This is a genomic window from Pseudomonas sp. UM16 (genome assembly GCF_050312595.1).
Lineage (GTDB): Bacteria > Pseudomonadota > Gammaproteobacteria > Pseudomonadales > Pseudomonadaceae > Aquipseudomonas.
Genome location: NZ_JBNPJT010000011.1, coordinates 117624 through 144027 on the forward strand (window position 1 = coordinate 117624; position 26404 = coordinate 144027).

Consider the following 26404-nt stretch of genomic DNA (forward strand, 5'->3'; position numbering starts at 1 on the left):
GTTTAGCGGTAGAGATCCTCGCGGGTCAGTGGCAGCTCAAGGTGGCCATCGGCGAAAGGTTTGACCGCGAGGATCTGATGCAGATTGATCCAGCCCTTGGTGAAAGCATAGGAGCAACCTGCCAGGTACAGACGCCAGATGCGTAGCGCCCTCTCCGGCACCAGCGTCGAGGCTTTTTCCAACTGGCTTTCCAAGCGATCACTCCAGTGCTGCAGCGTACGTGCATAGTGCAGACGCAAGCTCTCGACATCGACAATCTCCAGGCCCGCATGACTGATGCTGGCAGAAATCATCGATAGGTGCGGCAGCTCGCCATGGGGGAACACATAGCGCTCGATAAAGCTGCCAGCGCCGCGCCCGACCGGACGGCCATCAACGTGCTTGGCAGTGATACCGTGGTTCATCACCAGGCCACCTTCGCGCACAGCACCGAACAAGCGCTCACAGTACAAGGCAAGGTTGGCGTGGCCAACATGCTCGAACATACCTACGCTGACCACCTTGTCGAAGCGGCCATCCTGAGGCAGATCACGATAGTCGAGGATCTGAAGATCGACCTGCTTTTGTAACCCTTCAGCCTTGACCCGCTGGCGACCCAGCTTGAGCTGCTCCTTGCTCAAGGTGATGCCAAAGACCTTGGCGCCAAACTCGCGCGCAGCAAAGCGCGACAACCCTCCCCAACCGCACCCTACGTCGAGCAGATAGTCGCCCTTCTGCAGTCGCAACTTGCGGCACAGGTGCTCAAACTTGTTTTGCTGGGCTTGCTCCAGGGTGTCTTGATCGCTTTTGAAGTAAGCGCAGGAGTAGGCCATGTCCTGGTCCAGCCACAGCTGATAAAAGTCGTTGGACAGGTCGTAGTGGTAGGAGATCGCCGCCTCATCGGTGGCCTTGTCATGCTCGCGGCGCACCGGTTGGTCGTCGACTGCATCCTTGAGCAGCGCTTCACTCAGCTCATCGCAAACCCGAATCACCTCACTGATGGTGCCCTCCAGCTCCAGTTTGCCCTCAACGAAGGCAGCGCCCAATTCGTCCAGGCTTGGATGGGTGAACTGGGTGATCAGTTGAGGATCCTTGACCAGGATGGTGACCTGCGGCTTGGGCCCAAGATCGAACTCATGACCATCCCACAGCTTCAGGCGCAGTGGCAGTCGCAGGCTTTGCAGAACAGGTGGAAGTTGCGCAAGCATGAAGTGAGCCTCCCTTTCTTCATCGGACGTCACGGCAAAAGGGTAGTTCATCTGCGGAAACTTTCAGCTCATCGCGACCATAGTCTGAACCTATTCCCCCTGTTCCAGACCCTTCCAGGGCAATCGAACTACACGATAAATTGTATACAATCAGTCACCTGGCAGACTAATCTTGGCGCCATTGTCGATTCTTCATCCTGGAGTACAACAATGAAAACCTATGATGTGGTGATCATCGGCGGCGGCCCCGGCGGCTATAACGCTGCCATTCGTGCCGGCCAGTTGGGCCTGAGCGTGGCCTGCGTGGAAGGTCGCGCAACCTTGGGCGGGACTTGCCTGAACGTCGGTTGCATGCCGTCCAAGGCACTCCTGCATGCTTCGGAGCTCTATGAAGCAGCGGTTGGCAGCGAGTTCGCCAACCTCGGTATCGAGGTCAAGCCGACCCTCAATCTCGCGCAGATGATGAAGCAAAAAGATGAAAGCGTGACCGGCCTGACCAAGGGCATCGAGTTCCTGTTCCGCAAGAACAAGGTCGACTGGATCAAGGGCTGGGGGCAACTGGCGGGACCTGGGCGAGTCAATGTCAGTACCGAGGATGGCAGTGTCACTGAACTGCAGGCCAAGGACATCGTCATTGCCACCGGCTCCGAACCCACCCCGTTGCCGGGTGTGACCATCGACAACCAACGCATTATCGACTCCACCGGCGCCTTGTCGTTGCCAGGCGTGCCCAAGCATCTGGTGGTGATTGGCGCGGGCGTGATTGGCCTGGAGTTGGGTTCGGTATGGCGGCGCCTGGGTAGTCAGGTCACGGTAATCGAATACCTGGACCGCATCTGCCCGGGTACCGATGAAGAAACCGCCAAGACCCTGCAACGCGCGCTGGCCAAGCAAGGCATCAGCTTCAAGCTGGGCAGCAAGGTCACCCAAGCTACAGCCTCGGCAGATACCGTCAGCCTGCGCCTGGAACCTGCTGCCGGTGGTACCAGCGAAAGCCTCGAAGCAGACTATGTGCTGGTCGCCATTGGCCGTCGCCCTTTTACCAAAGGCCTGGGCCTGGAAAGCGTCGGCCTGGATACCGACAAGCGCGGCATGCTCAGCAACGAACATCACCGCACTTCAGTGCCAGGTGTGTGGGTGATCGGTGACGTGACCTCCGGCCCGATGCTCGCGCACAAGGCTGAAGATGAAGCCGTGGCCTGTATAGAGCGGATTGCCGGCAAGCCCCATGAGGTCAACTACAACCTGATTCCCGGGGTGATCTACACCCGCCCGGAACTGGCCAGCGTCGGTAAGACCGAAGAGCAGCTCAAGGCCGAAGGCCGCGAGTACAAAGTCGGCAAGTTCCCGTTCACCGCCAACAGCCGAGCCAAGATCAACCATGAGACTGAAGGCTTCGCCAAAGTCCTGGCCGACGCCAAGACCGACGAAGTACTCGGCGTACATTTGGTCGGCCCGAGCGTTAGCGAAATGATCGGTGAGTTCTGCGTGGCCATGGAGTTCTCGGCGTCGGCTGAAGACATCGCCCTCACCTGCCACCCGCACCCGACCCGTTCAGAAGCGTTGCGCCAGGCAGCGATGAACGTCGAAGGCATGGCCATGCAGATCTGACCTCAGTCAGCTCGCAGCCCTGACCTGCTTACCTGCGGCGCTGGTCGTCGCAGGTTTAGTAACAGGTGAGCGAACAGGCCGAAAATCAGCCCCCAAAATGCCGCCGAAAGTCCCAGAAATGACATCCCCGAAGCCGTCACCAAAAAGGTGATCAGCGCCGCTTCTCGATCGCTCGGTACACTCATCGCCCCGGCCAACGCGCCGCCAATCGCACCGAACAAGGCCAGGCCGGCCAACGCGGCGATCAAGGCTGCCGGAAAGGCCGTGAATAGCGAGACCAGGGTTGCTCCGAACACACCCAGCAATAGGTACAACACGCCGCCGCTGATGCCTGCCCAATAGCGCTTGCGCGGATCGTCATGGGCTTCGCGGCCGGTGCAGATGGCTGCAGTGATCGCCGCCAGGTTCAGGCCGTGGCAGCCGAAAGGCGCCAGTAGCACGCTGGCCAAGGCATTGCTGGCGATGATCGGGCTGGCTGGGGTTTGATAGCCGTCATTGCGCAACACAGCGATGCCCGGCACAAATTGCCCGGTCAGCGCCACCATCACCAGTGGCAGGCTGATGCTCAACAACGCATTCCAGCTCAACGCTGGCAGGGTCCAGACCGGCGTCGCCAAGCCGACCACCAGTGCCGAACTATTCAGTTCACCAGTGAAGACCGCGATGCTCACCCCACACACAAGTACCGCCAATACCGCATAGCGCGGCGCCATGCGCTTGAACAGCAGATAAGTGACAAACATCGCCAGCACCAGCAGCGGCTGTGACTTCAACGAGGTAAACAAACCGGTACCGAAGCTGAACAGGATGCCCGCCAGCATCGCGGCAGAGATCGCTGGCGGCAGCTTGCTGACGATCCGGTCAAAGGCGCCAGAGACTCCGACCAGCAAAATCACCAGGTTAGCGACGATGTAGGCACCGATCGCTTCGGCAAAAGCAATGTCCGGCAGCAACGCCACCAGCAAGGCCGAGCCCGGCGCTGACCAGGCGATCACCACTGGCACCCTGAAGCGCAAGCTGAGCACCACGCCGAGGATGCCGCTGCCGATGGAAATCGCCCAGACCCATGACGACAGTTCGGCCGCCGACAGCTGTGCGCTGTGGGCAGCCTGGAAAACGATCACCAAGGGGCCGGCGTAGGAAATCAGGGTGGCAATGAAGCCGGCGACCAAGGCAGAGAGGGAGAGGTCCTGGAATACAGTTTTCATGTTGTTTCTTATTTTCATGATGGCCGCCCAGATGTATGGGTTCGGGATAAGCATCATCGCTGGCAACTCCAGCTCCCACAAGCCACTAAGCCTGTGGGCCGTGCCAGCGATTGGCTCAACCCGACTTCAAGCGTCCTGCAATGCCCGCGGCCGCTGACTGCGCGCTTCACTGGCAGGCTGGGGCGCACTGAGCAACTGGAAGTCAAAATCCATCTCGGCAAAGCGCCCTTCTACACCGCGTGCATCGGCGGCGGCCGCGTCCTCGACAAAGCGCAGCTCGCCAATCAGGCCATCCCGGGTGGCGTAGGCGAAGTCATCCCACAGGTACTCATCACCCGCCAGGTTGATTTGAGTGGTCAGGTGCCGGTAACCCGGGGCCGAGATGAAGAAATGGATATGCGCCGGGCGGTTGCCGTGGCGGCCAAGCTGATTGAGCAGTTCCTGGGTCGGCCCGTCGACAGGGCAACCGTAACCGGAGGGGACGATGCTGCGTGCCCGATAACGACCCTCGGCATCGGTCACAATGCGTCGACGCAGGTTGTAATCCGACTGAGTACTGTCGAAGTACGAATAGGTGCCCTGGGTATTGGCATGCCAAAGATCCACCACGGCGCCAGCCACCGGCTGGCCCTGCTCATCCAGCACGCGGCCCTGGAGGAACATCACCGTACCCTGATCAACGCCATCGTCCATTCGTACTTCGCCTTCGGCCAGCGGTGCTCCCGCCACATATAGCGGCCCTTCGATGGTCCGCGGAGTACCGCCGCGGATGCCGGCTTCAGCATCCTGGGCATCCAGCTGCAGATCCAGATAGTGTTCGACACCGAGCCCGGCGACCAGCAGGCCAGCTTCCTGGCGGCTGCCCAGGCGGTTCAGATAATCCACCGCCTTCCAGAACTCATCCGGGGTGACTTGCAGGTCTTCGATGATGCGCGCCACATCGTTGACGATGCGGTTGGTCACCAGCTTCATGCGCGGGCTGCCCAGGTCATTGTGCAGGCCACTGACTTCTTCGAAGAATTTCTGGATATCGGCAGTGTGAGCAATTTTCACGGTCATGATGGTTACCTCGAATTGTTGTTATCGGCGCTCAGTGTTCAGCGGTCGTCGCTATGGATCGATGAAGGGTGGCGGCACAGGCCATTGATTTCGATGGCCATGTAGGGGAACAGCGGCAGTTGCATCAAGGTGTCGTGCAGCGCTTCGACACTGGGCAGGTCGAACACGCTGTAGTTGGCGTAGTGGCCGGCAATCCGCCACAAATGACGCCAGATGCCTTCGCGCTGCAGGCGCTGAGCCAGCTCTTTTTCATCAGCCTTGAGCCGGGTAGCGAGGGCCGGGTCCATGTCCAACGGCAGGTTCACGGTCATTTTCACGTGGAACAACATGGCATATCTCCTTACTTGCGGCAGAAGAACGCCAGGCGCTCTTCATCCAGGGTCAAGCCCAGGCCCGGGGTGCGGGGTACGTGCAGGGCAAAGTCGCGATAGACCGGCGCTTCGATAACGATCTCTTCGGTCAGCAGCAGCGGGCCGAATAGTTCGGTGTGCCAGCTCAGTTTGTTCAGGGTGACAAAGGCATGCGCGGCGGCCAGGGTGCCGATCGAGCCTTCGAGCATGGTCCCGCCGTACAGAGCGATCCCCGCCGCTTCGGCAATCTGCGCAGTGCGCAGTACGGCACGCGGGCCACCGTTCTTGGCGATCTTCAGGGCAAAGATGCTGGCAGCACCGTCGGCTGCCAGGCTAAAGGCGTCCTCGACGCTTTCGATTGATTCATCGGCCATGATCGGCGCCGGACTGCGCTGGTTAAGACGTACCTGGCCAGCGCGGTTGATCCGCGAAATAGGCTGCTCGACCAAGTCAATGCCGTTGTCACCCAGCACCTGACAAGCGCGAATCGCCTGGGACTCGTCCCAGTACTGATTGACGTCAACGCGTACGCTGGCGCGCTCGCCCAAGGCCTGCTTAATGGCGATCACATGCTTGAGGTCATGGGCGACTTCATTGGCGCCGATCTTCAGCTTGAAGATACGGTGACGACGCAGGTCGAGCATCTGTTCGGCTTCAGCAATGTCGCGTGCGGTGTCGCCGCTGGCCAGGGTCCAGGCCACCTCCAGACTTTCGCGCACACGCCCGCCCAACAGTTCGCTGACCGCCACACCGAGACGTTTGCCTTGAGCATCAAGCAACGCGCTTTCGATGCCGGAGCGGGCAAAGGTGTTGCCTTTGATTACCTTGTCCAGGCGCTGCATGGCGGCATTGATGTTGCTTGCGTCCTGGCCAATCAACAGCGGCGCAAAATAGCTGTCGATGTTCTGTTTGATGCTTTCCGGGCTTTCGTTGCCATAGGCCAGACCACCGATGGTGGTCGACTCACCGAGGCCTTCGATGCCATCCGAACAGTGCAGGCGGATGATCACCAGGGTTTGCTGCTGCATGGTGTGCATCGCCAGCTTGTGCGGGCGAATGGTGGGCAGATCAACGATCAGCGTCGAGATGCGTTCAATCAGGGGATGACTCATTGAAATCTCCAGGCGCCGCTCAACCGAGGTCGCCGCCGCCGACCGGCAACACTGTGCCGGTGATGTAGGAAGCCTCGTCGGAGGCCAGAAAAAGGATCGCGCCGACCTGCTCGTCGAGGTTGCCGTAGCGCTTCATCAGGCTGCTGTCGAGGGTCTGGTCGACGATCTGCTGGTACCAGACTTTATCCTCGGCATTCTGCTCGGCGCTGTTGCGCGGGACGCGACGCGGCGGCGCTTCAGTGCCGCCCGGTGCCGTAGCGTTGACCCGCACGCCGCGCCCAGCGGTTTCGAACGCCAGGCAGGCGGTCAATGCATTCACGCCACCCTTGGCCGCGCCGTACGGCACGCGGTTGACACTGCGCGTGGCGATTGAGGAGACGTTGACGATGGCGCCGCTGCCCTGCTCAAGCATGTACGGCAACGCTGCATGACAGCACCACAGGGTGGGGAACAGCGAGCGCCGTACTTCGGCCTCGATCTGCGCCGCTTGGTAATGCTCAAACGGCTTGGCCAGATGGTCCCGCCGACGTTGTTTACCAACACATCCAGCCGGCCGAAATGCGCCACTGCTGCCGCCATTACTCGACTGCATTCGCCGTATTGCTCAAGGTCGGCAGTCAGGCTCAGCACGCCTTCACCTTGCAGTTCATGCACCAGTTCCGAGCGGTCTACGGCCACCAGCGTCGCGCCCTCTTCGAGCAAGCGCTCACACAAGCGGCGACCGATCCCCTGCGCTGCGCCGGTAACCAGCGCGACCTTGTTGGTGAATCTGTTCATGACAACCTCGAATAAAAAAGGGACCGACCGTACCCGCACGATGCGTCCGGCCCCATAAAACGGGTTCAGGCAGCGGCGGCGGCAAATTTTTCGTAGTAGAAGTTCGCCGGGGTGATGCCCTGTTCGCGGATGTACTGGCTGACCGCTTCGACCATCGGTGGCGGGCCGCACAGGTACACGTCGACATCGCCTTCGTTAAGGTGACGCGGCTCGATGTGCTGGGTGACATAGCCCTTGAGCGGGTGCTGGCTCTCGGGGTTGGCCACACAGGCGCTAAAGCTGAAGTTGGGGATGCGCGCGGCGAAGTCCTGCAGGCGATCCAGTTCGACCAGGTCGAAATCGTTGGTCACGCCATAGATCAGGTGCAGTGGATGTTCACTGCCCTGCTCGGCGATCTTCTCGAGCATCGCGGTGAACGGCGCAAGCCCGGTACCACCCGCCAACAACAGCAGCGGACGGCGAATTTCTCGCAGGTAGAAACTGCCCAAAGGGCCGGCCAGGGTCATGCTGTCGCCAGCTTTGGCCAGTCCGGTGAGGAAGCTGCTCATCAGCCCGCCCGGCACATTGCGAATCAGGAAGCTGACCTCGCCATCCTTCTGCAGCGAGCTGAAGGAGTAGGCGCGGGTCTGTTCGCTGCCAGGCACGCCGAGGTTGACGTATTGTCCTGGCAGAAACGCCAGGCGGCTCAACGCTTCGCCCTTGATCGACAGGGCGATAGTGCTGTCGGAGAGCTGGCGCACGGCGCTGATACTGGCCTGGTAGCTGGACTGCTCGGTCTTGCAGACCTGGGACGATGCCGGCACCCGCACCACACAATCACTTTCTGCGCGCATCTGGCAGGTCAGTACATAGCCCTGGGCAGCTTCTTCCTCGCTCAAGGCATCTTCGATGTATTCCTGACCGAGGTCGTAACGGCCGACCTCGGCAAAACATTTGCAGGTGCCGCACGCGCCATCACGGCAGTCCAGCGGAATGTTGATGCCCTGGCGATAGGCGGCGTCAGCCACGGTTTCGTCAGCAGTGGCGTCAATGAAACGGGTAACCCCGTCTTCGAAATTCAAGGCGATCTTGTGCATGGCGCACCTCGCAGAAAAGCTGGATTCAGATGTGATAAACGTCGATGACCTGACGCACGTAGTCGTTCTTGAGCACCACCTTCTTGGCCCTGATCAGCAGCCGCTCGCCGCGCACATCAAGGGTGTAGAAACTGGTGCCGAAATGACTGTCCACGGTCTTGTAGCGAAAGCTCAGGGTGTGCCAGTTGAAGCGCACCTTGCATTAGCCTTCGCCCTGCTCCAGCAATTCGATGTTGCTGATGTTGTGCGAGGTCCGCGTGTCGGGCATGGTCGCGCTCGAGCGTTCGGTCTTGATCCGGAACACCCGGTCTTCCAGACCGCCACGGTTGCCGTACCAGATCAGCGAAATTTCCCGTTGCGGGTCTTCGGTGAGCTGGTCGTTGTCATCCCAGGCCGGCATCCAGAAAGTGGCGTCGGCGGCGTAGCACTCCAGCCAGTTGTCCCATTGGCTGTCATCCAGATAACGCGCCTCTTCGTAGAGAAAGTCGCGTACTTGCTCGAAGGAAATGCTCATTGCACGGCCTCCACGGGGATCAACTGCTGCTCGGCGGCGAGCGCCTTGAGCATGGTTTCCTGCCAGTACTTGTGTTGCAACACGAACAGGCCTTCGTCTTCGGTGCGCACGCCGCTCAGTTGCGGATGCAGATCGATTTCTTCGGCGGCGGCATCGGCGCCTTCGACCCAGTGGGCAGCACCACGCGACATGTCATTCCAACCACGCCCACCCTGGTAACCCATCTGGCAGGAACGGAACTCTTCAAGGTCGTCCGGGGTAGCCATGCCGCTGACGTTGAAGAAGTCTTCGTACTGACGGATACGTTGCGAGCGCGCCTCATCACTCTCGCCTTTGGGCGCAATGCAGTAGATGGTGATCTCGGTCTTGTCCACGGCGATGGGCCGGGCGATGCGGATCTGCGAGCTGAACTGGTCCATCAGGTAGACGTTCGGGTACAGGCACAGGTTGCGCGAGTTCTCGATCATCCAGTTGGCACGCGCCTGGCCAAAATCGGCTGCCAGCTCATCGCGACGCTCGAATAGCGGACGGTCCTCGGGGTTGGCCCAACGGGTCCAGAGCAACAGGTGACCTTTGTCGAAGGAGTAGAAACCACCGCCGCTTTTTGCCCAGCCACCGGCGCTCATGGTCTTCACTTCACCACCGGCCTCACGCTGTTTGCGCTGGTTCTGGGTGGCGGCGTAGTTCCAGTGCACAGCGCTGACGTGGTAGCCATCGGCGCCATTCTCGGCGGTCAGCTTCCAGTTGCCTTCGTAGATGTAAGAGGACGAGCCGCGCAGCACTTCCAGACCTTGTGGCGACTGGTCGACGATCATGTCGATGATCTTTGCCGACTCGCCCAGGTGCTCAACCAACGGCACCACGTCTGGGTTCAGGCTACCGAAAAGAAAACCACGATAGGACTCGAAGCGCGCAACTTTGGTCAGGTCGTGGGAGCCTTCGCAGTTAAAGCTCGCCGGGTAGCCGGCATCGACCGGATCCTTGACCTTGAGCAGCTTGCCGGAGTTGTTGAAGGTCCAGCCGTGGAATGGGCAGGTATAGGACGAGCGGTTTCCGCTTTTGTGCCGGCAGAGCATCGCACCGCGGTGGCTGCAGGCATTAAGAAAGGCATTGAGCACCCCATCCTTGTTGCGCGCGATAAAAATCGGCTGGCGCCCCATGGTGGTGGTGAAGAAGTCGTTCTTTTCAGGAATCTGGCTTTCGTGGGCAAGGTACAGCCAGTTGCCCTCGAAGATGTGTTTCATTTCCAGATCGAACAGACGGGGGTCGGTGAACATCTCTCGCTTGCAGCGATAGACGCCCTTCTCCTGATCTTCTTCAAGCAGGGCATTAACGTAATCGAATCCCAGGGACATGGCCGGGGCCTCCGTTGTTATTGTGTTCAGGCCATGTCAGGTTAAGGAGCGAGGGGAACGGCAAATATCCGCTTTGTGCAGACCTTTATCCGTTTTCTGCAAAGTGTCAGGAACGACGCTTGAGGGTATCGGAGGGCAGTTCGCCAAACAGCGACTTGTAGGTTTCCGAGAAGCGGCCCAGGTGAACGAAGCCGTAGTCCATGGCAAGTTCGGTGATGCTGCGCACCGGGCAGTTGGGATCGGCAAGGCAGGCGTGGATGCGTTCGAGTTTCTTCTGGCGTATGTAGATTTTTGGCGTGGTGCCGGCATTGCGCTCGAACAGTGCATAGAGCGAACGCAAGCTCATGCTGGCCTGACGCGCCAATTGCTCACTGCAGATATCCAGTTTGAGGTTGCCTTCGATGTAGCCGGCAATCCGATCGAAGGTCACGGCTTGGCTGTTCAGGGCTTCACGGCTGACGTTGGTCGGCATCAAGGTCAGCATCTTACTGGCGACGATCTGGCTGTAGTGCTCTTGCACCCGCAGCAGCGGCTCACTGGCTTCGGCTTCATGACAGACCATGGCCAACAACCCGGCAAACCCTTCCAGCGCCAGCAACTGGTAGTGATTTTGGATAAAGCGTACGCCCTCACCTGGACGCTGCCAGCGTTGTTCATCGCACACACTTTCGAGCAAGCGGTTCGGCAGTTTGAGAATGAATTTTTCGCAGTCGGCCGAATAGGCCAGGTCGACCGGCTCGTCGGGATTGATCAACAACAACTCGCCGGGCCCCAGCAAACGCTCGTCGCGACCGCGCCGCCACAAGCAATGGCCGCGCAGCAGAATCTGCAGGTGAAAGACGTCTTCCAATGCAGCCGACATCACCCGCACTTCGCCACCGTAGCTGATCCGGCACAGATCGAGGCTGGCGAATTTACGATGATCGAGGCACGCCTCAGGATGCCCATAACGCGGCAGGCGGATGTGGTGCACGCCCACATGCTGATTGACGTAGGTCGACACGGCATAAGGATCGGCACGCTCGAAAACCCGGCTGCGCTCACTGAGCAGGGGACTCTCCATACCAGGACACTCGTTGTAGTTATCCTGCGAGTCTAAGCCATAGCAGCACGCTGCGACCAACCCTGGGATGGACGGTGTGTTTCCCATCAAGACCAGTAGCAGCCACCGTCTCCCACAGGCATAAGCGTTACAACAAGGTCCAGGTGTAACTCAGGATCACTCGGTTCTCATCGATATCCGAGCGATAGTTCGACCGCGCCATAGCATTGCGCACGCGAATCCCTAGCCCTTTGAACAGCCCGCTCTGCACTGCATAGCCCAGATCCAAATCACGCTCATGCTCCTTGCCCTCAAAGCCCAGACCGGTGTCGACATTGTTGCCCTTGAGGTAGCGCACTGTGGCCGTCAGCCCCGGAATCCCCATCGCCACGAAGTCATAGTCATAACGCACCTGCCAAGAGCGCTCGTCAGCATAGGAGAACTCATAAGTCGGCACCTCGTTACCCAAAGGCGAAATGTTAGGAAACACTCGAGGAAAAGCGTTCTCGCCGAAAATCCCCTGATAGCCAACGCTGAATGTGTGCCCGCCGCGCTTAGCCGACAGCAGTGAATAAAAAGCCTGGTTGTCGATGTCACCAATGCGGCTTTCGCCCTGCTCCTTGGCGCTGAAATAACCAAGGTTGGCACCCAGTACCCAATCACCGACGGGCTGGTTGTGCTTGAGGCCAACAAAACCCTGCTGGTAGATATCCTCCAAGCGGCCATACCAGAGGCTCAAGGTGCTGCGGTTGGCGTTGAAGCTGTAGTCGCCCCCGGCGAAGTTGAAGGCGTCACTTTCGGCCTGACGTTGCGGTAAGTGTCCAAGCATGGCGATGAGCTTTTCATCACCGGCTTCGTTACGCAGGCTGGTGGAACTCAGGTGTCCGGCCTGTAAGGTCAGGCCATCAATCTCGGATGAACTGATGCTGGCGCCCTGGTAAGTCGGCGGTAGCAAGCGCGAATCGTTGTATTGCAAGATCGGCAGATTGGTCTGTAGCTCACCGACCTTCAGCTCGGTCTTCGAATAGCGCAGCTTCAAGGTCGCACCTGCTCTGCTGTATTCATCGGCCGCGCGGCCATCGTCCTGAACCGGTAACAGGCCGGTCCCGGTACGTTCCGGGCTGCTGTCGAGCTTGATGCCGAGCAGGCCGATGGCGTCGACGCCAACGCCAACGATTCCCGGGGTGTAGCCTGACTTGAAATTGAGGATGAAGCCCTGCCCCCACTCCTCGGCCTTGGATTGCTGATTGGCGCCGACGATGCCGGAGAAATCACGACTGAAATAGTAATTGCGCGCTTGTAGCGTCGCCGTGGCGTCCTTGACGAAGTCAGGTTCGGCGGCCTGGGTGGAAAAACTCAGGGCGAGCAAAGCTAGCCATCCGGCTGGACGGAGGTTGTTCATAATGAGGTGCTCTTTTTATTGTTGTTTTTGACTTAACAACTGCGGCGTCTGCATCGCTGGCACGGCCAGCGATGGGAGCAACAGGGTTTCAGCTAGACCGCTGACTGCAACCCAGCTCGGGTCTGCGCCGTACCCTGACTGGCAAACACCATCATCGCCACCGCCGCCACGGCACCCGGCACGGCAAACGCCATGAAATTCAGCGCCAATGGCAATTGAATCCCCAGCAACAGCCCGCCGAGGATCGGCCCAACAATCGCCCCGCTGCGTCCAATCCCCGACGCCCAGCCAAGACCCGTGGAGCGAATGCCCATCGGGTAATACTGAGCGACACAGGCATACGCCAGGATCTGCGTGCCAATAGTGGTGGCTCCGGCGATGGCAATCAGCAGATATAGCACCGCTGTCGGGCTCTTGAAGCCCAGCAGGCTGATCGACAACGCCGCCAGCGCGAAGAACACCACCAGCACCCGATCGAGCCTGAAGCGGTCACCAATCCAGCCGCCACCCACCGCGCCAAAAATCGCCCCGAAATTGAGTACCAATAGAAAGGCCAGGCTTGAGCCCAGGCCATAACCGGCATTGTTCATCAGTTTCGGCAGCCAGGAGTTGAGCGCATAGACCATCAGCAGACAGCAGAAGAACGCCACCCAGAGCATCAAGGTGCTCAGCGCCCGGCCTTCACGAAACAACTGCGGCACCGAGCCTCCAGCCTCAACGCCAGTGACCACTTCGAGACGATCACCCGGCTGCGGTTGATAGCCGGGTTCGACCCGCTGCAGCAGTTGACTGGCTTGTTCGGTACGCCCCTGACGCACCAGAAATCCCAGGGATTCCGGCAAAAAGCGCAGGATCAGCGGCAACAGCAGCAAGGGAATGATTGCTACGTAGAACACCGATTGCCAACCAAACGCTGGCAGCAAAACGATGCCCAAACCTGCGGAGAGCATACCGCCGACTGAGTAGCCACTGAACATGATCGCCACCAGAGTGCTGCGCATGCGCTTGGGGGCATACTCGTTCATCAATGCCACCACGTTGGGCATCACCCCGCCGATGCCCAAACCCGCGAGGAAGCGGCAGATGCCAAACTCAGTAGGGTTGCGGGCAAAACCGTTGAGCACGGTGAAGCCGCTGAAGAGGATCACACAGATCATGATGGCTTTCTTGCGCCCGATACGGTCCGACAGCGGCCCGAACAACAAGGCACCGAACATCATGCCAAACAGTGCATAGCTGCCCAGGGCTCCGGCCTGCAACGGGGTCATGCCCCACTCCTGCATCAGCGCTGGCAACACCACGCCATAGATGACCAGGTCATAGCCGTCGAAGATGATGATCAGCGCGCACCAGAACAGTACCCGCCAGTGAAAGGCATTGAACTTGGCCTGATCGATCAGGCTATTGATATCGATAGCTCGCATGTGGCGTGTCTCTTTTGTTGTTGTTATCGAAACCCGAATGACGAACCTGTCGAGCAGTGTTCGCAGCCTCAGGTTAGGAGCAGTACAAAAGGGCCAATAGCCGTTTCCTGCGAATCGCTATCCAGTTTGCGCAAGGGCTGACGAGGCGTCAGCGATACCGTTTGAAGGTGGCCGACGGCAGTTCGCCGAAGCGTTGCCGATAGCTCTCGGCAAAGCGCCCCAAGTGCAAAAAGCCGTAGTCCAGAGCGATCTCGGTGACGTTGCGCACCGGGCTTGCCGGGTCCTGCAAGGCGGTATGAATCCGCTCAAGCTTGCGCTGGCGCACATAGCCTTTGGGTGACAAACCGGCATGCCGTTCGAACAAGGTGTACAAGGAACGCTCACTGACCCGCGCCACATTCATCAGTTGCGAGACGCTGATGTCCTGCTCCAGGTGGGCATCGATATAGGCCGCCAGCTGTTCAAACGAATGGGTTTGCTGCACAGGCTCCGCACGCTGAACGTTGTTGCCCAATAAACTGAGCAGCTTGCTGGCAACGATGCGCCCGTAATGCTCCTGTACCTGCAGCAATGAGTCGGTGGATTCCGCCTCTGCGCAGATCAACCCGAGCAAGCCGATAAACCCTTCCAGCTCACCGGTGGCGTGGCGCGCACTACTGAAGCGAATGCCGCCATCGGGCAACTGCCAGCGCTGCTCCAGACAAGCCTGCTCCAGCAAGCTGACTGGCAGCTTGAGGATGAACTTCTCGCAGTCGGCCGAATAGGTCAGGTCCACCGGATCGTCAGGGTTGATCAGCAGCAGCTCTCCGGGCACGTAGTGATGTTCGTCGTCACGACAGCTGGACCGGCAATGGCCTTTGAGCAGGATCTGCAAGTGATACAAGGTACCCAACGCGGGCGAGGTGATCCGCGCCTTACCGCCGTAGCTCAGGCGACACAGGTCGAGACTGGCAAACTTGCGATGATTAATGCTTGCTTGCAGGTCGCCAGTTCTGGGCAAGCTCAGGCTATGACCACCAACATGCTGATTGACGTACTCGGACACGGCATAAGGGTCGGCGCGCTGAAACACACAACTACGCTCGCTCAACAGGTGGCTGCTCATGGGCTGCCCTCTTCTTGTTCTAGCTGGGACGATATCCACAGGGTCTGGTTATCCACAGGGCGTCAGCTTGCGTCAGCCATAGCAGGCAGTCCAATATCTGTTGGGTAGGCAACAATACCCAGGAGGTATCATGGAACTGCGCCATCTGCGTTACTTCCGGGTGCTCGCGCAGACCCTCAACTTCACCCGCGCTGCCGAGCAGTTGCACATTGCCCAGCCGCCCTTGAGCCGGCAGATCCGCCAGCTAGAGGAAACCTTGGGGGTAGAATTGTTGGAGCGCAGCCGTCCACTGCGCCTGACCGAAGCCGGTCGCTACTTTTACGAACAAAGTGCAATGCTGCTGGACCAGCTTGAGCAGATTTCCGAAGGCACGCAGCGGATAGCCAATAGCGAGCGACAATGGCTGCGCATCGGTTTCGCCCCTTCGACCTTGTATGACCTGTTGCCGGAGCTGATCCGCCAATTACGCCGCAACGAAGCCCTGGAGCTGGGTCTGCAGGAAATGATTACCCTGCAACAGGTAGAAGCGCTAAAAACCGGACGCATCGATATCGGCTTTGGCCGCATCCATATCAACGACCCGGCCATCGACCAGCAGGTACTGCTCGAAGACCCGCTGGTGGTAGCCCTGCCCTGTGGCCATCCGTTGATCGGCCAGCCGATTGATCTGGTGCGCCTGGCCTTTGAACCTTTCGTGCTTTATCCGGCCACACCACGTCCGAATTATGCCGACCACATCATGACGTTGTTCGCCAGCCAAGGGCTCGCGGTGCAGGTTATCCAGTGGACCAACGAGCTACAAACCGCACTCGGCCTGGTAGCCGCGGGCCTGGGGATAACGTTGGTACCCGCTTCGGTGCAGCGCCAGCACCGCGACGATATCGTTTACGCACCGCTGAGCGAATCAGCGGCGGTTTCACCAATTATCCTCAGTCGTCGCCTTGGGGATAACTCGCCGCAGGTCAGGCATTGCCTCGAACTGATCAAGCACATGACCGACCACTAAGGTCGGCCGAACAGCACTTATCCAATGGCAAAGGTTTTATCCACAGGCCCGGAGTAGAAGCGTTCAGCCAGGAACGGAGTGATATCCACAGGCGAAGTTTCTTCGTGCAGTGTTTTGTCGATCATCACCCCGGTGATCGCCGAGGTCAGGATACCAGTGCGAAAATGTCCACAGGCATTGAGATAACCGGACACTTCCGGCACCGGCCCGAGGATCGGCAACTCATCCGGCGACCCCGGCCGCAAGCCCGCCCAAGTACGTTTGAGGTTGATCTGGGCAAGCTCTGGAACACAGCGAATTGCACCCTGCACCAAACCGTTGATTTCCGGGAAGGTGTTACTGACGTCAAAGCCCTTTTCTTCGGTGGTACTGCCGATCAGGATTTCGCCGTTGTCTTTCTGCGCCATGTAGCAATCACTGGTGGTCAGGCAACCTTGCAGCAACTTGGGCATGCGCTCGGTGAGAATGATCTGGCCCTTCACCGGAGACACCGGAATACGCAGGCCAGTGGCTTGTTCACTGAGCTCGGCGGCCCAGGCGCCGGCGGCATTGATCAAGGTCTGGCAATGAAATGTGCCAGCTTCGCCGGTCAGCACACCACTGACCCGCGAACCTTGATGCAGCACACCGGTGACATTGGTGTTGTGGAACAGATCCACACCGTTCTGGCGCGCCGCTTCCATGTAAGCATCCGCTAGGCGGAAGGGGCTGACCTGGTGATCGCAAAGAAACTCCAGAGCACCACGCGCCTGATGGCTGACTGCCGGCTCCGCCTGACGCAGGGCCTGGCGATCGAGCCAGCGCACCTGCTCGGCCAGGTGCGGGATCTGCGCGACGATGTGTTCGGCGTATAGCTGGTCTTCATCGTCGTAGATCACGTACTTCAGGCCCGTGCGTTCGAACTTGAAGTCCATGCCGTGACGCTCGATCAACTCCTGGTGCAGCTGTGGATAAAGTGCATTGGACTGCAGGGCAAAGTCGAAGAACGACTGCGGCAGGATATGCGGCGTGCTGGCATCCACAGCCACGGCAGCACCGTGTGCCTGGCGCTTGTGCTGGGCCGACATCATCCGAAAAAAAATCACCCCGCAGCCCAGGCCAACCGACTCGCCTATCGCCCATAAGCCACCCGCCGATGCCCGCGTGGCATTACCAGGACGCTTGGCATCAATCAGGGCGATCTTCAGATTCTTGCGTTTGGACAGCTGATAAGCGCAGGAGGCGCCGATAACGCCACCGCCGGCAATGACTACGTCATAAGTTCTGTTCATGCGTTAGGCCTCCGTGCCAGCTTGCTGAAATGCCGAGAACGGAATCGGATCGACCGGAAAGCGCGGGCGTAGCCAGCCGACATCAACGCGGCCAGTGGCTTCGCGCAAACGGTCGCTGCAATACCCCACGCACATGCGCCCCTGACAGTCGCCCATGCTCACCCGCGTGCGCATTTTCAACCCGGCCATGTCTTGCACACCCTGCTCCAGAGCCAGGTCGATATCACTTCGAGTCACGTGTTCGCAACGGCAGATCACCGTATCAGCCTGGGGCAAATCGATCTGCCGCGTACCCCGCTGGGTATAACGCTCTACCCCGGCACGAAAGCGCTTGATGGCTGCCAACTGTCCCAGATACTGCTCACGCAGTTCGATGGCCTGCTCGGCGTTGAGCACTTCGCGCTGCAACAGGATCGACACCGCAGCAATGCGCCCGGTGAGCATGGCGGCCTCACCACCGCGGATACCGCCCATGTCGCCGGCCAGATGAATGTGTGGCTGGCTGCTCTGTTGCCAGACGTTACTCTTCGCGCGCAGATAACCGTCATCACTGAAGCCATGCTCCAGCCCTAACTGCTGACTTAATTGAGTGCGCGGGATGAAGCCGTAGCCTACCGCGAGCGTTTGCGCAGATTCACGCTGGGCGCGACTGTGGTCGGGCTTCCAGTTGTTGTCATAAGGCGCCACGATGACTTGGGCAAGCTCGCCTTCACCCTTGGCCTCAACCACACCCCAGCCGTAATACATCGGAATGCCATTGAGCTTCATGTAGCCAAGCATGCTCAAGCCATCGAGGAACAATTGCGGCTTGTTCAGCAGTGCCAGACTCTCTTTGGCGATTTTGCCGAACGCGCACGCCTCATAGACACCAGCAACTTTCGCCCCGGCGGCGTGCAGCTGGCAGGCCACCAGCGGCAACAATGGGCCGGTACCCGCAATCACCGTGCTGCCCAACGGTTTGACGACACCGCTCTTGATCTGCAACTGCAAGCCACCGAGCAACTGAACGCCGGGCAGGGTCCAGCCTGGAAACGGGATGTTGCGCTCGTGGCATCCCGCCGACAGCACCAGGTGCGAGTAGTCGATTTCGTGCAACGTTTCTTCACCGTCAAGCACCATCAAGCGCTGCTCATCACCGCCGACTACCCGGTGATTCAGGCGCAGGTCGATGCGGTCAGCGCAGGCGGCGAATTCCTTATGCAGGGTTTTCAGCGCTTTACTGTAGCGCGCGCCCAGATAGCCCAGATCAACGCCTTCGCGCAGTGGCCCGCGGTACACCACCCCGCCTGGCCGCGAAGCCTCATCGAACAACAGACTGGGCACGTCATGACGCGCCAATTCGATAGCAGCAGCCATGCCTGCCGAACCGCCACCCACAATCACAGGACGCAGACTCATAGTGCCTCCTGCTCGGTAATACGGTTGCTCAGGGTTTCCACCTGCATACCGGGCTGAACCACCGTCTGGCAGGCGCGGCGTTTAGGCCGGCCGTTGATTGAAACCAGGCAGCAATGGCACACGCCCATGCCACAAAAAGCCCCGGTCAATTGAGCATGATCGTTGCGCGCCACCTGGCGCAGCCCCACAGCGTTGAGTACGGTCAGCACCGTTTCGCCTGAAGCGACTTCGACCGGTTGGCCGTTGAGATGGATGGTCATGTCAGCCCGCGACAGGGGCTGGATGTCGAGTTTTCGATCCAGTGTTTGCATAGCACCTTTCGTCCGTGAAAAGGGAATTGGACTTGGGACACTATGTGAAACAAGCAAGGTATCTATTGATCTAGGCCAGTCTTTCAAGTGACTTGGCTAATGCACTTTCAAAAACACAACCCTCCCGAAAATGCTGGATTTGTGTTGATTCGACGGTGGATTAGTCTCGCGTCAGCACGTGGGTCCATTCAGGATTAGTATTAACCGTTTGAGAGCAGATAGACCGACGCGGCGGTATTCCATGGCGGTATCTCCTGTTCATGAACATCGCTGTCATGATGGAGCACCAACAATCTGCGTCTCAATCGGCAGTGACCGATAGAAAGCTTGCGTCTGCAATACTTGCGTCGAGACCAGGTTGAATCATTAGCGAACTGATGCACTCTGCGTGCTGGAGTGCCTGGTTTGCAGGAAAAGTACAGCGACTGCCAACGCAGCAGCCAACGCCCCTACTAGCGGGATGTCCGACAAGCTGCCGAGCGCAATGGTGATGCTGCCGAGTACTCCACCCAGTGCTGTGCCCAGGTTAAAGGACGCGATATTCAATCCGGCGGCTACGGCGGTTGACTCCGGGATATAGCACTTAGCCTGTTTCAGCAGACGCAGTGTCAACATGGTCACGATGGAAAAGAAAAAGACACCCAATGTGCCGACCAAGAGCATCATCATGATCGCAGAGCCACTGAACCAATAAAGTCCGATCAAGTTTATGGCCAAGCCCGCCAATGCCATCACAGTGCTGCGGTTCGCGTCCATCTTGTCCACCAGATAGCCACCAAGCAGATTCCCCACGATGGAGCACATGCCAAACAGCAACATGCCCAGACTCAGCCGCTGCACGTCCACCCCGGTGATTCGTAGCAAGTAGGGAGAGACGAAGGTGAAGAATGAAAAGGTCGCAATGCTCACTAGTACGCCGATGCCGGCGGTGATGAGCAATTGCGGATGGGTGATGGCCTTGATCCCTTTCCATGCGCTCACTTGCCCGCCGTCCGAACTCTCTGTGCTGCTAGTCATGAAAAGCAGTAACCCGAGCATGCTTAACAGGCTGAGTCCCCCGATAGACATGAAAATGCCCCGCCATGACCAGATGCTGCCCAGAAATGTTCCAATCGGGACGCCGAAGGCGAGCGCGAGTGTCAACCCTATCCACACCACCGATAACGCCCGTCCGGAACGCTTCTGATCAACCAGCTTCGTGGCGGCGTCCGATGCTACTGCCATGAAAACACCATGGCCAAGGCCCACCAGAAACCGGATCACCAGCAGCATGGACAGATTCGGCGAAAGGCTCATTAGCACGCTGCCGACAGCGAGGACCGCCATGGCAAGCATCAGAATGTGCTTGTCCCTCCAATGCGAGACGAGAGCTGTGATGAACGGTGCGCCAATGGCTGCGCCAACGGCATAAGCGGCAATAGCGGTGCCAACTGCGGCAATTTTTGAGTCAAGGTCGGTCGCGATAGCGGAAACCAAACCTGCGACTACAAACTCGGAAAGACCGAATGCAAAGGTACATAATGAAAAGACATAAATTGCGGCAGGCATGGCGGTCCCGAGTTCGGCAATAGTGAAGTGACCTCGGGACAACTGCGCAGAGAACAGGTATTGCCATGGAAATGGCAGGCCTTATTCATGAGTCCAATGCAGTGCTTCGACGTGAGTCACGGGAGTAGGAACGCCCCTTTCCTCTCTGAGATCGGGTGCTGCCGTACAGTAGTGACACCGCATATGTTCGTAAAATACTGTTTTTATCGCGAAATAAGACGCTGAACGTCTCAATGGGTCAGTGGCGGAACAGCGCCTCGGACTTCCTCGATGAGCCGGTCCCGGATCGACGAATCCTGATTCGCGTTCCACGCCATCAGCAGGTCCAAATGCAGCAGATCTTCGGGCGCATCCACGATGATGGGGCGGAAGACAATGTCTTCCTGCATTCCCATCGCCAGCGATGCGGGTATCAGGGCAATGCCGAACCCGCTGGCCACTAACGCGATCAAGGTTTGCAACTGCCGTGCTTGTTGAACAATGTTTGGCAGGAACCCTGCGGCTTGGCAAAGACGGATAAGTTGATCGTGAAAGCCTTGCCCCAGCGGTCGGGGCGACGCCACAAAAGCCTCATCCTTGAGTAACGCCAACTCGATGGTCGCGTGGCCCTCAAGCCGATGCCCAGCAGGTAGCGCGACGCATATCGGCTCGCGCAAGATAGTCTCGAAGCGCAGATGGGGCGTTGTCGTCCCCGGTGTGCGCATGAAGCCGATATCAGCAGCGCCGCTTTCCAGAGCCTCCACCTGCTCGTGGGTCGTGGCCTCCTTCATGGTAAACGCTACCCCTGGGGACGCGAGCCGGAAGCCGCGTAGCGCCCGCAGCAACGGGGCATAAGACACAATGTTGATGAATGTCATCGTGAGGTGGCCCTCGACCCCTTCGGCGACACGACGAGTATGCGTCACGCCCTCATCGAGAGATTGAAGAATGCACCTAGCAGTGTTCAGAAATGATGTGCCGGCAGGCGTCAACAGCACGCTGCGGTTTGTGCGTTCGAACAGTGGGGAACCAATCTCGCTCTCCAGCCGGCGAATGGCTTGGCTCAAAGGCGGCTGAGCCATATGCAGACGCACCGCAGCCCGATTGAAGTGCAGTTCTTCGGCAACGGCAATGAACTGCTGTAGCAGGCGAGTTTCTATCATTGAAACCTCCAAAGTCTTATTTATTTTGCTTTGGTATGTTTTTTATATCAAATAGATTTGCAGATCGATGCGTGACTGACCCTGCCCGACCAATCAGCAAAATAGGAACTCCCTAGGCGAGAATGCGCGCCATGGAGAGGTGTCACAGCTGGCAACGGCCACGTCAATTTAATAGCGGGCTGGCGACCGCTGTGGCCGAGGAAAAATTTAACGCAGCGTCCAAGATTAGTTGACCACTACAGTTTGGGCTTGATGGCTGCGGGGGATTGCGAATCTAAGTAGATATGCCTCTCCAAAAAGGAGCGCAAGGATTCGTAAGGATGGATGGTTAGCAGCAAGGGCGAGCGCCCAGGATTTCTGCAAGGCACCGAAGGGCCAGGGTGAAAACTCGTCGCTTGGAACCCCGAGAGGCTCCAAACGAGACAGTTTTAAATACTCAAAGACAGTTTTTAATCTTTACGATCAGTTCTTGCATTTAGACAATAAAAGCTGTCGCAACCAGGCCCTGCGTCATGCGGGCTGCAGCGCAAAAAGACAAAGTCGCAAAACTGTCGCAACCACTCGAAATGCCATCTGGATGCGAAGATCTAGACAATTAAAACTGTCGCAGATCTGCGCGGCGTTGGGGTGGCCGGGTACCAGGTGTTGTTCACTGCGACGTTGCTATCGCACCGGTGGCCACGGCCGTGAGCCCCAACCGCTGATCAGCTGCTGCAGCGTCACCAGGTGCTGGTGGGATAATGAGCAAGCACCTCAACTTCAGCCCGGTTGCGCATGCCGTGACCTAGGTCTCCCGCGACAGGTTTGAATAACCTGCGACAGTTTATATTCTCCAAAAGCAACAACATCTGGATTTAGACAATAAAAACTGTCGCAGGCTGCTCCCTAAATCCGGGGGACCTAGCCAAAAAAGACAAAGCCGCAAAACTGTCGCACACCCTCGAAATGCCAGCTGGACGCGAAATTCTAGCCAATAAAAACTGTCGCAGATTCAAGCCCCCATCAGCTGCATCTGAGTGGACCGAGTACCAAATGTAATCCGGACGTGAGCGGACGCCACTGCTGTCGAATAGCAAGTTGGGATGGCAGCTGTGAAGGCTTTCCACTGGACTGTACTTTCAGAAAGGGATGTCGAAATCATGCCGCCATGAAGCGCGGGAGACTTCTTCCTTCGGCAAAGGACGATTCCAAGGTGCGACAGGTCCGCCAGGAATCACCCTGGCCTTATCCAAGACCACAGCGAATTCAACGACGCCATTGCTTTCCATCAGCTTCATGAGCGACTCAAAGGTCTTGAACTCTCTCGCACCGCCTCGTTGTCGTTGAAGAATGTGCACGCCTTCCGGTGTCGCAATCTCTAGAAGAAAATGCCCCTCTCTAGTCCGACGAGCATACGGAACCGCCCGATCCTTCTTTAGCCGATCACGCAAATTGACCTCAACGAATCCGAGCATTTTGATCACCATCAAAAATGAATATTTGATTCACTTTATCATTTTTGAAGTGAGTTTTTTGGCCTTAGAGTGAGCTGAAATTAACTAACAAATAAATGCTGAAAGCCGCAATCTAAAAGGGCTTGCGTCCATTTTTATGATAATTGATCATCTAGATGCTGTTGGTGGGAAGATGAAGAATTGCTCCATGATTATTTCTGGAGCTTCAAAATGGACACGTTCAGCAACATCTTCTCGGCCGCCCTTACGGCGGATCCTCTTAACCTTGCACTGTGTGCAGTGATTACCCTCTCTGTGGCAGTGGTAGCCATCGCTTGGAAGCGGAGTTAATTTATGAGCACTACGGAGACGAAGGATTTCGCACGGCTTCCCATTAGGTGGATTCAGAAGGAAGGCGTTGCGGCCTTTGACAGCCGTGTAGGTGAGGATGCGAGGAATCGTGCTCAGCAAAACTCGAGCATTGCGGCGTTGAAGCTCTTCATATGCTTATGCATGCTTGCCGACTATCACAGCGGGAAACTCAACACCACGTACCCGAAGCTGATTGCACTATCAGGTCTATCGCGACCTATCGTTGCGAAGGCGCTTAAGCGTTTGGAGAAGGAAAGCCTGCTAGAAAAGGTCGATAAGCCGATACGCGAAGGCACTACCTTACAGATGGCGGGATGGGAAGAACGCTTTCACGGGAAGCTTCCGAAATCCAGGCTCTTCGATGGCAGTAGAACCCAATTGCTCCTGCTGAGGGAATTTGAGTTCAGCGCGCTGAGCCTCTACGCGCTCAAGGTGTACCTAGTGATTTGCGCTTTCCGGAACAAAGACAACTTCAATATCGCGACAATCAACTACAAGACGATCTCACGGTATGCAGGCGTCCCTATTCATCAAATTCCCAGCGCCCTGAACCGCTTGTATCACCTAGAACTTATTTCCTATAAGCAAGCGGATTACTACGAGCCAGGAAACAACGAGCAGGATCGGACCAATCGCTACCTTGTCCGTGGTTTGGGTGACAAATGGCCGGCCTTCAACCCTGAACGTGGCAACGGCAAACCGACCAAACCCAGCAAGGCGAAAGTGGCCGCTGCGAAAGAATTTTTAGCCCTTTGAGCCCAACCACAGGGGGCGATGAGGGCCGATCACGCTCCCCTTGGACATTACTTGCCAACAATGTCCCATCTCGTCAGGCGCCTTCGTAAGTTATCGTCTACTTTAATGGCGGCCATCTGCTATGGCTTCGGACAGGGAGTAGCGTTATGCGGGTCGCACGGTTATACGTAGAAAATTTTCGAGGCATCAAGCGTGCGGAGGTCATCCTGCCGAAGCACGCAGTCATCGTTGGCGATAACAACATCGGTAAGTCGACGTTACTCGAAGCGATCGACCTAGCCCTGGGGCCAGAGCGACTTTCACGCCGACCGGTGATTAATGAACACGATTTCTATGCCGGCGAGTATGTCGACCCGCAAGGAGAATCGGTCAGTATTACCATCGAAGTCGTCATCACCGATCTCAACACTGACCAGGAAATGCGGTTCAGGGATCATTTGGAGTGGTGGGTAAACGGCACCGATGAATTGCTCGCGGGGCCACCGGCCGAGGGCACTGATGCCCAGCACGTGCAGTCATGCCTTCGCGTCGTGTTCACAGGAAGCTACGACGCAGACGAAGATGATTTCACAGGGACCACGTACTTCTCGTCGCCGATGAAGCAAGATGGCTCGTATGACTTCTTCAAAACCTCGGACAAGCGTGTCTGTGGGTTCCTCTACCTTCGGACTGTCAGGACGGGCAGCCGTGCCTTGAGCCTGGAGCGGGGATCACTCTTGGATATCATCCTGCGGTTGCAGGAAGAAAAGAACTTTAAGATCTGGGAAGACCTCCTAGTCGAGCTGCGCGACCTTGAGGTGGCGGCGGATCCCGAGGGTGGAATCAATAACATACTCACAAAAGTGCAAGCTTCAATCCGTAGCTACATGCCGAGCGAAGGTAGCACTGATCCTCACATGCGGGTCACGCAGCTTACCCGGGAGTCATTACGCAAAGCTCTGACTGTCTTCATGGCCACCGGTGCTCATCGAAGCGACGGAGCGGCTCATGCGGCGCCATTCCAGAATCAGGGTACCGGTACCATCAACATGATGGTGCTAGCCCTCTTGTCATTGATCGCCGAACTCAAGCAGAACGTCATCTTTGCGATGGAGGAACCAGAAATCGCGATTCCTCCGCATATACAGAAACGAATCATCAACGGGGTGCGCAGCAAGTCTGCACAGGCGATTTTTACCTCGCATTCGCCCTACGTGCTCGAAGAGTTCGATCCCGCGCAGGTCATCGTGGTCAGTCGCGTTGAAGGGCAGCTCAGCGCCAAACCCGCAGGCCTTCCGCCAGGCGTGAAGACAAAAATGTACCGACAGGACATGCGGCTTCGCGTCTGTGAAGCTCTCCTGGCGCGACGAGTACTGATCGCCGAAGGCCGAACGGAATACGATGCCTGGCCGGCTGTAGCCCGTAAGCTCCATGAGGAGGATCCTGAAACCTTCATGCCACTTGAGGCGCTGGGCATTCCTATCATCGATGCAGCATCTGATTCCGTTATCGCAGCGATGGGCGCTTATTACCGGGCGCTGGGGAAAACGGTCTATGCCGTCTTCGATTTGCAGGCCCCTCTCCAGTTTGAAGCGATCAGGGCCGCAGTCGATTATCCCTATCAAGCGCCGGAACCAGGCTTTGAGAACATTGTGCTGAAGGGCACAAATGAACAAGTCCTGCGCCGCTATGTTGCATCCCTGATTGAAAGCGGTTTATGGCCTACGGATCTCAGGGAAAGAGCGCCCGGACCTGAGGCCCCGAAAGAGGAAATCGTTGCCATCCTCTCGGTCCTGCTGAAGCGCTGGAAGGGGGACGGCGCCGCCGCCAACCTACTTTGTACCGCAGCCAATCGACATCAGTTGCCCCCATTTATCGTGGACACACTTCGGAGCATAACGGCCACGGTTGTTCCTAGGGAGCCCGAGGTTCCTGAAGAAAACAGTCACCTTGATTTGGTCTGATC

At 57.9% G+C, this 26404-nt stretch carries 21 protein-coding genes and 2 pseudogenes; 4 read left to right on the forward strand and 19 right to left on the reverse strand.

Annotation, left to right across the window (positions count from 1 at the left end; all coding sequences use genetic code 11):
* Nucleotides 1-2 precede the first annotated feature (2 nt).
* Complete coding sequence (gene cfaB, locus ACQRAX_RS14910) at nucleotides 3-1187, reverse strand: C17 cyclopropane fatty acid synthase CfaB (protein WP_412040419.1); 1185 nt, start codon at nucleotides 1185-1187, stop codon at nucleotides 3-5.
* A gap of 210 nt (nucleotides 1188-1397) precedes the next feature.
* Here cfaB and lpdA point away from each other — a divergent pair, with 210 nt between their 5' ends.
* The gene (gene lpdA, locus ACQRAX_RS14915; protein ID WP_412040420.1) at nucleotides 1398-2798 is read left to right on the forward strand and encodes a dihydrolipoyl dehydrogenase; all 1401 of its coding nucleotides are present in this window, start codon (nucleotides 1398-1400) and stop codon (nucleotides 2796-2798) included.
* A gap of 2 nt (nucleotides 2799-2800) precedes the next feature.
* On the opposite strand, the gene ACQRAX_RS14920 is transcribed toward lpdA, so the two are convergent.
* The 12 genes and pseudogenes from ACQRAX_RS14920 to ACQRAX_RS14975 all read right to left on the reverse strand — a co-directional run bounded on the left by ACQRAX_RS14920 (nucleotide 2801) and on the right by ACQRAX_RS14975 (nucleotide 15222).
* Nucleotides 2801-4006, reverse strand: a complete 1206-nt coding sequence (locus ACQRAX_RS14920) for a benzoate/H(+) symporter BenE family transporter (protein ID WP_412040421.1) — start codon at nucleotides 4004-4006, stop codon at nucleotides 2801-2803.
* A 126-nt stretch (nucleotides 4007-4132) separates the two neighbouring features.
* Nucleotides 4133-5065 carry a catechol 1,2-dioxygenase gene (catA, locus tag ACQRAX_RS14925; RefSeq protein ID WP_412040422.1) on the reverse strand — a complete coding sequence of 311 codons (933 nt, stop codon included), beginning with the start codon at nucleotides 5063-5065 and terminating at the stop codon, nucleotides 4133-4135.
* A 38-nt stretch (nucleotides 5066-5103) separates the two neighbouring features.
* Complete coding sequence (gene catC, locus ACQRAX_RS14930) at nucleotides 5104-5394, reverse strand: muconolactone Delta-isomerase (protein ID WP_412040423.1); 291 nt, start codon at nucleotides 5392-5394, stop codon at nucleotides 5104-5106.
* A gap of 11 nt (nucleotides 5395-5405) precedes the next feature.
* On the reverse strand, nucleotides 5406-6527 hold the full coding sequence (locus tag ACQRAX_RS14935; RefSeq protein ID WP_412040424.1) for a muconate cycloisomerase family protein: 1122 nt from the start codon (nucleotides 6525-6527) through the stop codon (nucleotides 5406-5408).
* Nucleotides 6528-6546: 19 nt separating this feature from the next.
* Nucleotides 6547-7304, reverse strand: a pseudogene (locus tag ACQRAX_RS14940) (1,6-dihydroxycyclohexa-2,4-diene-1-carboxylate dehydrogenase).
* Nucleotides 7305-7369: 65 nt separating this feature from the next.
* Complete coding sequence (gene benC / locus ACQRAX_RS14945; RefSeq protein ID WP_412040425.1) at nucleotides 7370-8380, reverse strand: benzoate 1,2-dioxygenase electron transfer component BenC; 1011 nt, start codon at nucleotides 8378-8380, stop codon at nucleotides 7370-7372.
* 25 nt (nucleotides 8381-8405) lie between these two features.
* Nucleotides 8406-8894, reverse strand: a pseudogene (gene benB, locus ACQRAX_RS14950) (benzoate 1,2-dioxygenase small subunit).
* The gene (benA, locus tag ACQRAX_RS14955; RefSeq protein WP_412040426.1) at nucleotides 8891-10249 is read right to left on the reverse strand and encodes a benzoate 1,2-dioxygenase large subunit; all 1359 of its coding nucleotides are present in this window, start codon (nucleotides 10247-10249) and stop codon (nucleotides 8891-8893) included. Before benA ends, benB begins: the two are co-directional and overlap by 4 nt.
* A 106-nt stretch (nucleotides 10250-10355) precedes the next feature.
* Nucleotides 10356-11312 (reverse strand): AraC family transcriptional regulator, encoded by a 957-nt coding sequence (locus ACQRAX_RS14960; protein WP_412040427.1) that lies wholly within the window; start codon nucleotides 11310-11312, stop codon nucleotides 10356-10358.
* Nucleotides 11313-11439: 127 nt separating this feature from the next.
* Nucleotides 11440-12693 (reverse strand): OprD family porin, encoded by a 1254-nt coding sequence (locus tag ACQRAX_RS14965; protein WP_412040428.1) that lies wholly within the window; start codon nucleotides 12691-12693, stop codon nucleotides 11440-11442.
* A gap of 92 nt (nucleotides 12694-12785) precedes the next feature.
* On the reverse strand, nucleotides 12786-14117 hold the full coding sequence (locus ACQRAX_RS14970) for an aromatic acid/H+ symport family MFS transporter (protein WP_412040429.1): 1332 nt from the start codon (nucleotides 14115-14117) through the stop codon (nucleotides 12786-12788).
* A 148-nt stretch (nucleotides 14118-14265) separates the two neighbouring features.
* Nucleotides 14266-15222, reverse strand: a complete 957-nt coding sequence (locus tag ACQRAX_RS14975; protein ID WP_412040430.1) for an AraC family transcriptional regulator — start codon at nucleotides 15220-15222, stop codon at nucleotides 14266-14268.
* 130 nt (nucleotides 15223-15352) lie between these two features.
* Between ACQRAX_RS14975 and ACQRAX_RS14980 the strand changes: the two genes are divergently transcribed.
* Entirely contained in the window at nucleotides 15353-16228 is an 876-nt protein-coding gene (locus tag ACQRAX_RS14980) for a LysR family transcriptional regulator (RefSeq protein WP_412040431.1), read from the forward strand.
* 17 nt (nucleotides 16229-16245) lie between these two features.
* On the opposite strand, the gene hcnC is transcribed toward ACQRAX_RS14980, so the two are convergent.
* The 6 genes from hcnC to ACQRAX_RS15010 form a co-directional block, all read right to left on the reverse strand.
* The gene (gene hcnC, locus ACQRAX_RS14985) at nucleotides 16246-17499 is read right to left on the reverse strand and encodes a cyanide-forming glycine dehydrogenase subunit HcnC (RefSeq protein ID WP_412040432.1); all 1254 of its coding nucleotides are present in this window, start codon (nucleotides 17497-17499) and stop codon (nucleotides 16246-16248) included.
* A 3-nt stretch (nucleotides 17500-17502) separates the two neighbouring features.
* Entirely contained in the window at nucleotides 17503-18897 is a 1395-nt protein-coding gene (gene hcnB, locus ACQRAX_RS14990) for a cyanide-forming glycine dehydrogenase subunit HcnB (protein WP_412040433.1), read from the reverse strand.
* Nucleotides 18894-19208 (reverse strand): cyanide-forming glycine dehydrogenase subunit HcnA, encoded by a 315-nt coding sequence (gene hcnA / locus ACQRAX_RS14995; protein WP_045186312.1) that lies wholly within the window; start codon nucleotides 19206-19208, stop codon nucleotides 18894-18896. The genes hcnB and hcnA overlap by 4 nt, the downstream gene beginning before the upstream one ends.
* Nucleotides 19209-19574: 366 nt before the next feature.
* The gene (locus ACQRAX_RS15000) at nucleotides 19575-20756 is read right to left on the reverse strand and encodes an MFS transporter (RefSeq protein WP_412040434.1); all 1182 of its coding nucleotides are present in this window, start codon (nucleotides 20754-20756) and stop codon (nucleotides 19575-19577) included.
* 230 nt (nucleotides 20757-20986) lie between these two features.
* Nucleotides 20987-21898 carry a LysR family transcriptional regulator gene (locus ACQRAX_RS15005; RefSeq protein WP_412040435.1) on the reverse strand — a complete coding sequence of 304 codons (912 nt, stop codon included), beginning with the start codon at nucleotides 21896-21898 and terminating at the stop codon, nucleotides 20987-20989.
* A 1118-nt stretch (nucleotides 21899-23016) separates the two neighbouring features.
* Nucleotides 23017-23352, reverse strand: a complete 336-nt coding sequence (locus tag ACQRAX_RS15010) for a hypothetical protein (RefSeq protein ID WP_412040436.1) — start codon at nucleotides 23350-23352, stop codon at nucleotides 23017-23019.
* A gap of 333 nt (nucleotides 23353-23685) precedes the next feature.
* Here ACQRAX_RS15010 and ACQRAX_RS15015 point away from each other — a divergent pair, with 333 nt between their 5' ends.
* On the forward strand, nucleotides 23686-24459 hold the full coding sequence (locus tag ACQRAX_RS15015) for a hypothetical protein (RefSeq protein ID WP_412040437.1): 774 nt from the start codon (nucleotides 23686-23688) through the stop codon (nucleotides 24457-24459).
* Nucleotides 24460-24605: 146 nt separating this feature from the next.
* Nucleotides 24606-26402, forward strand: coding sequence for an ATP-dependent nuclease (locus tag ACQRAX_RS15020; protein WP_412040438.1), 1797 nt, complete (start codon nucleotides 24606-24608; stop codon nucleotides 26400-26402).
* The last annotated feature ends 2 nt before the right edge of the window (nucleotides 26403-26404 follow it).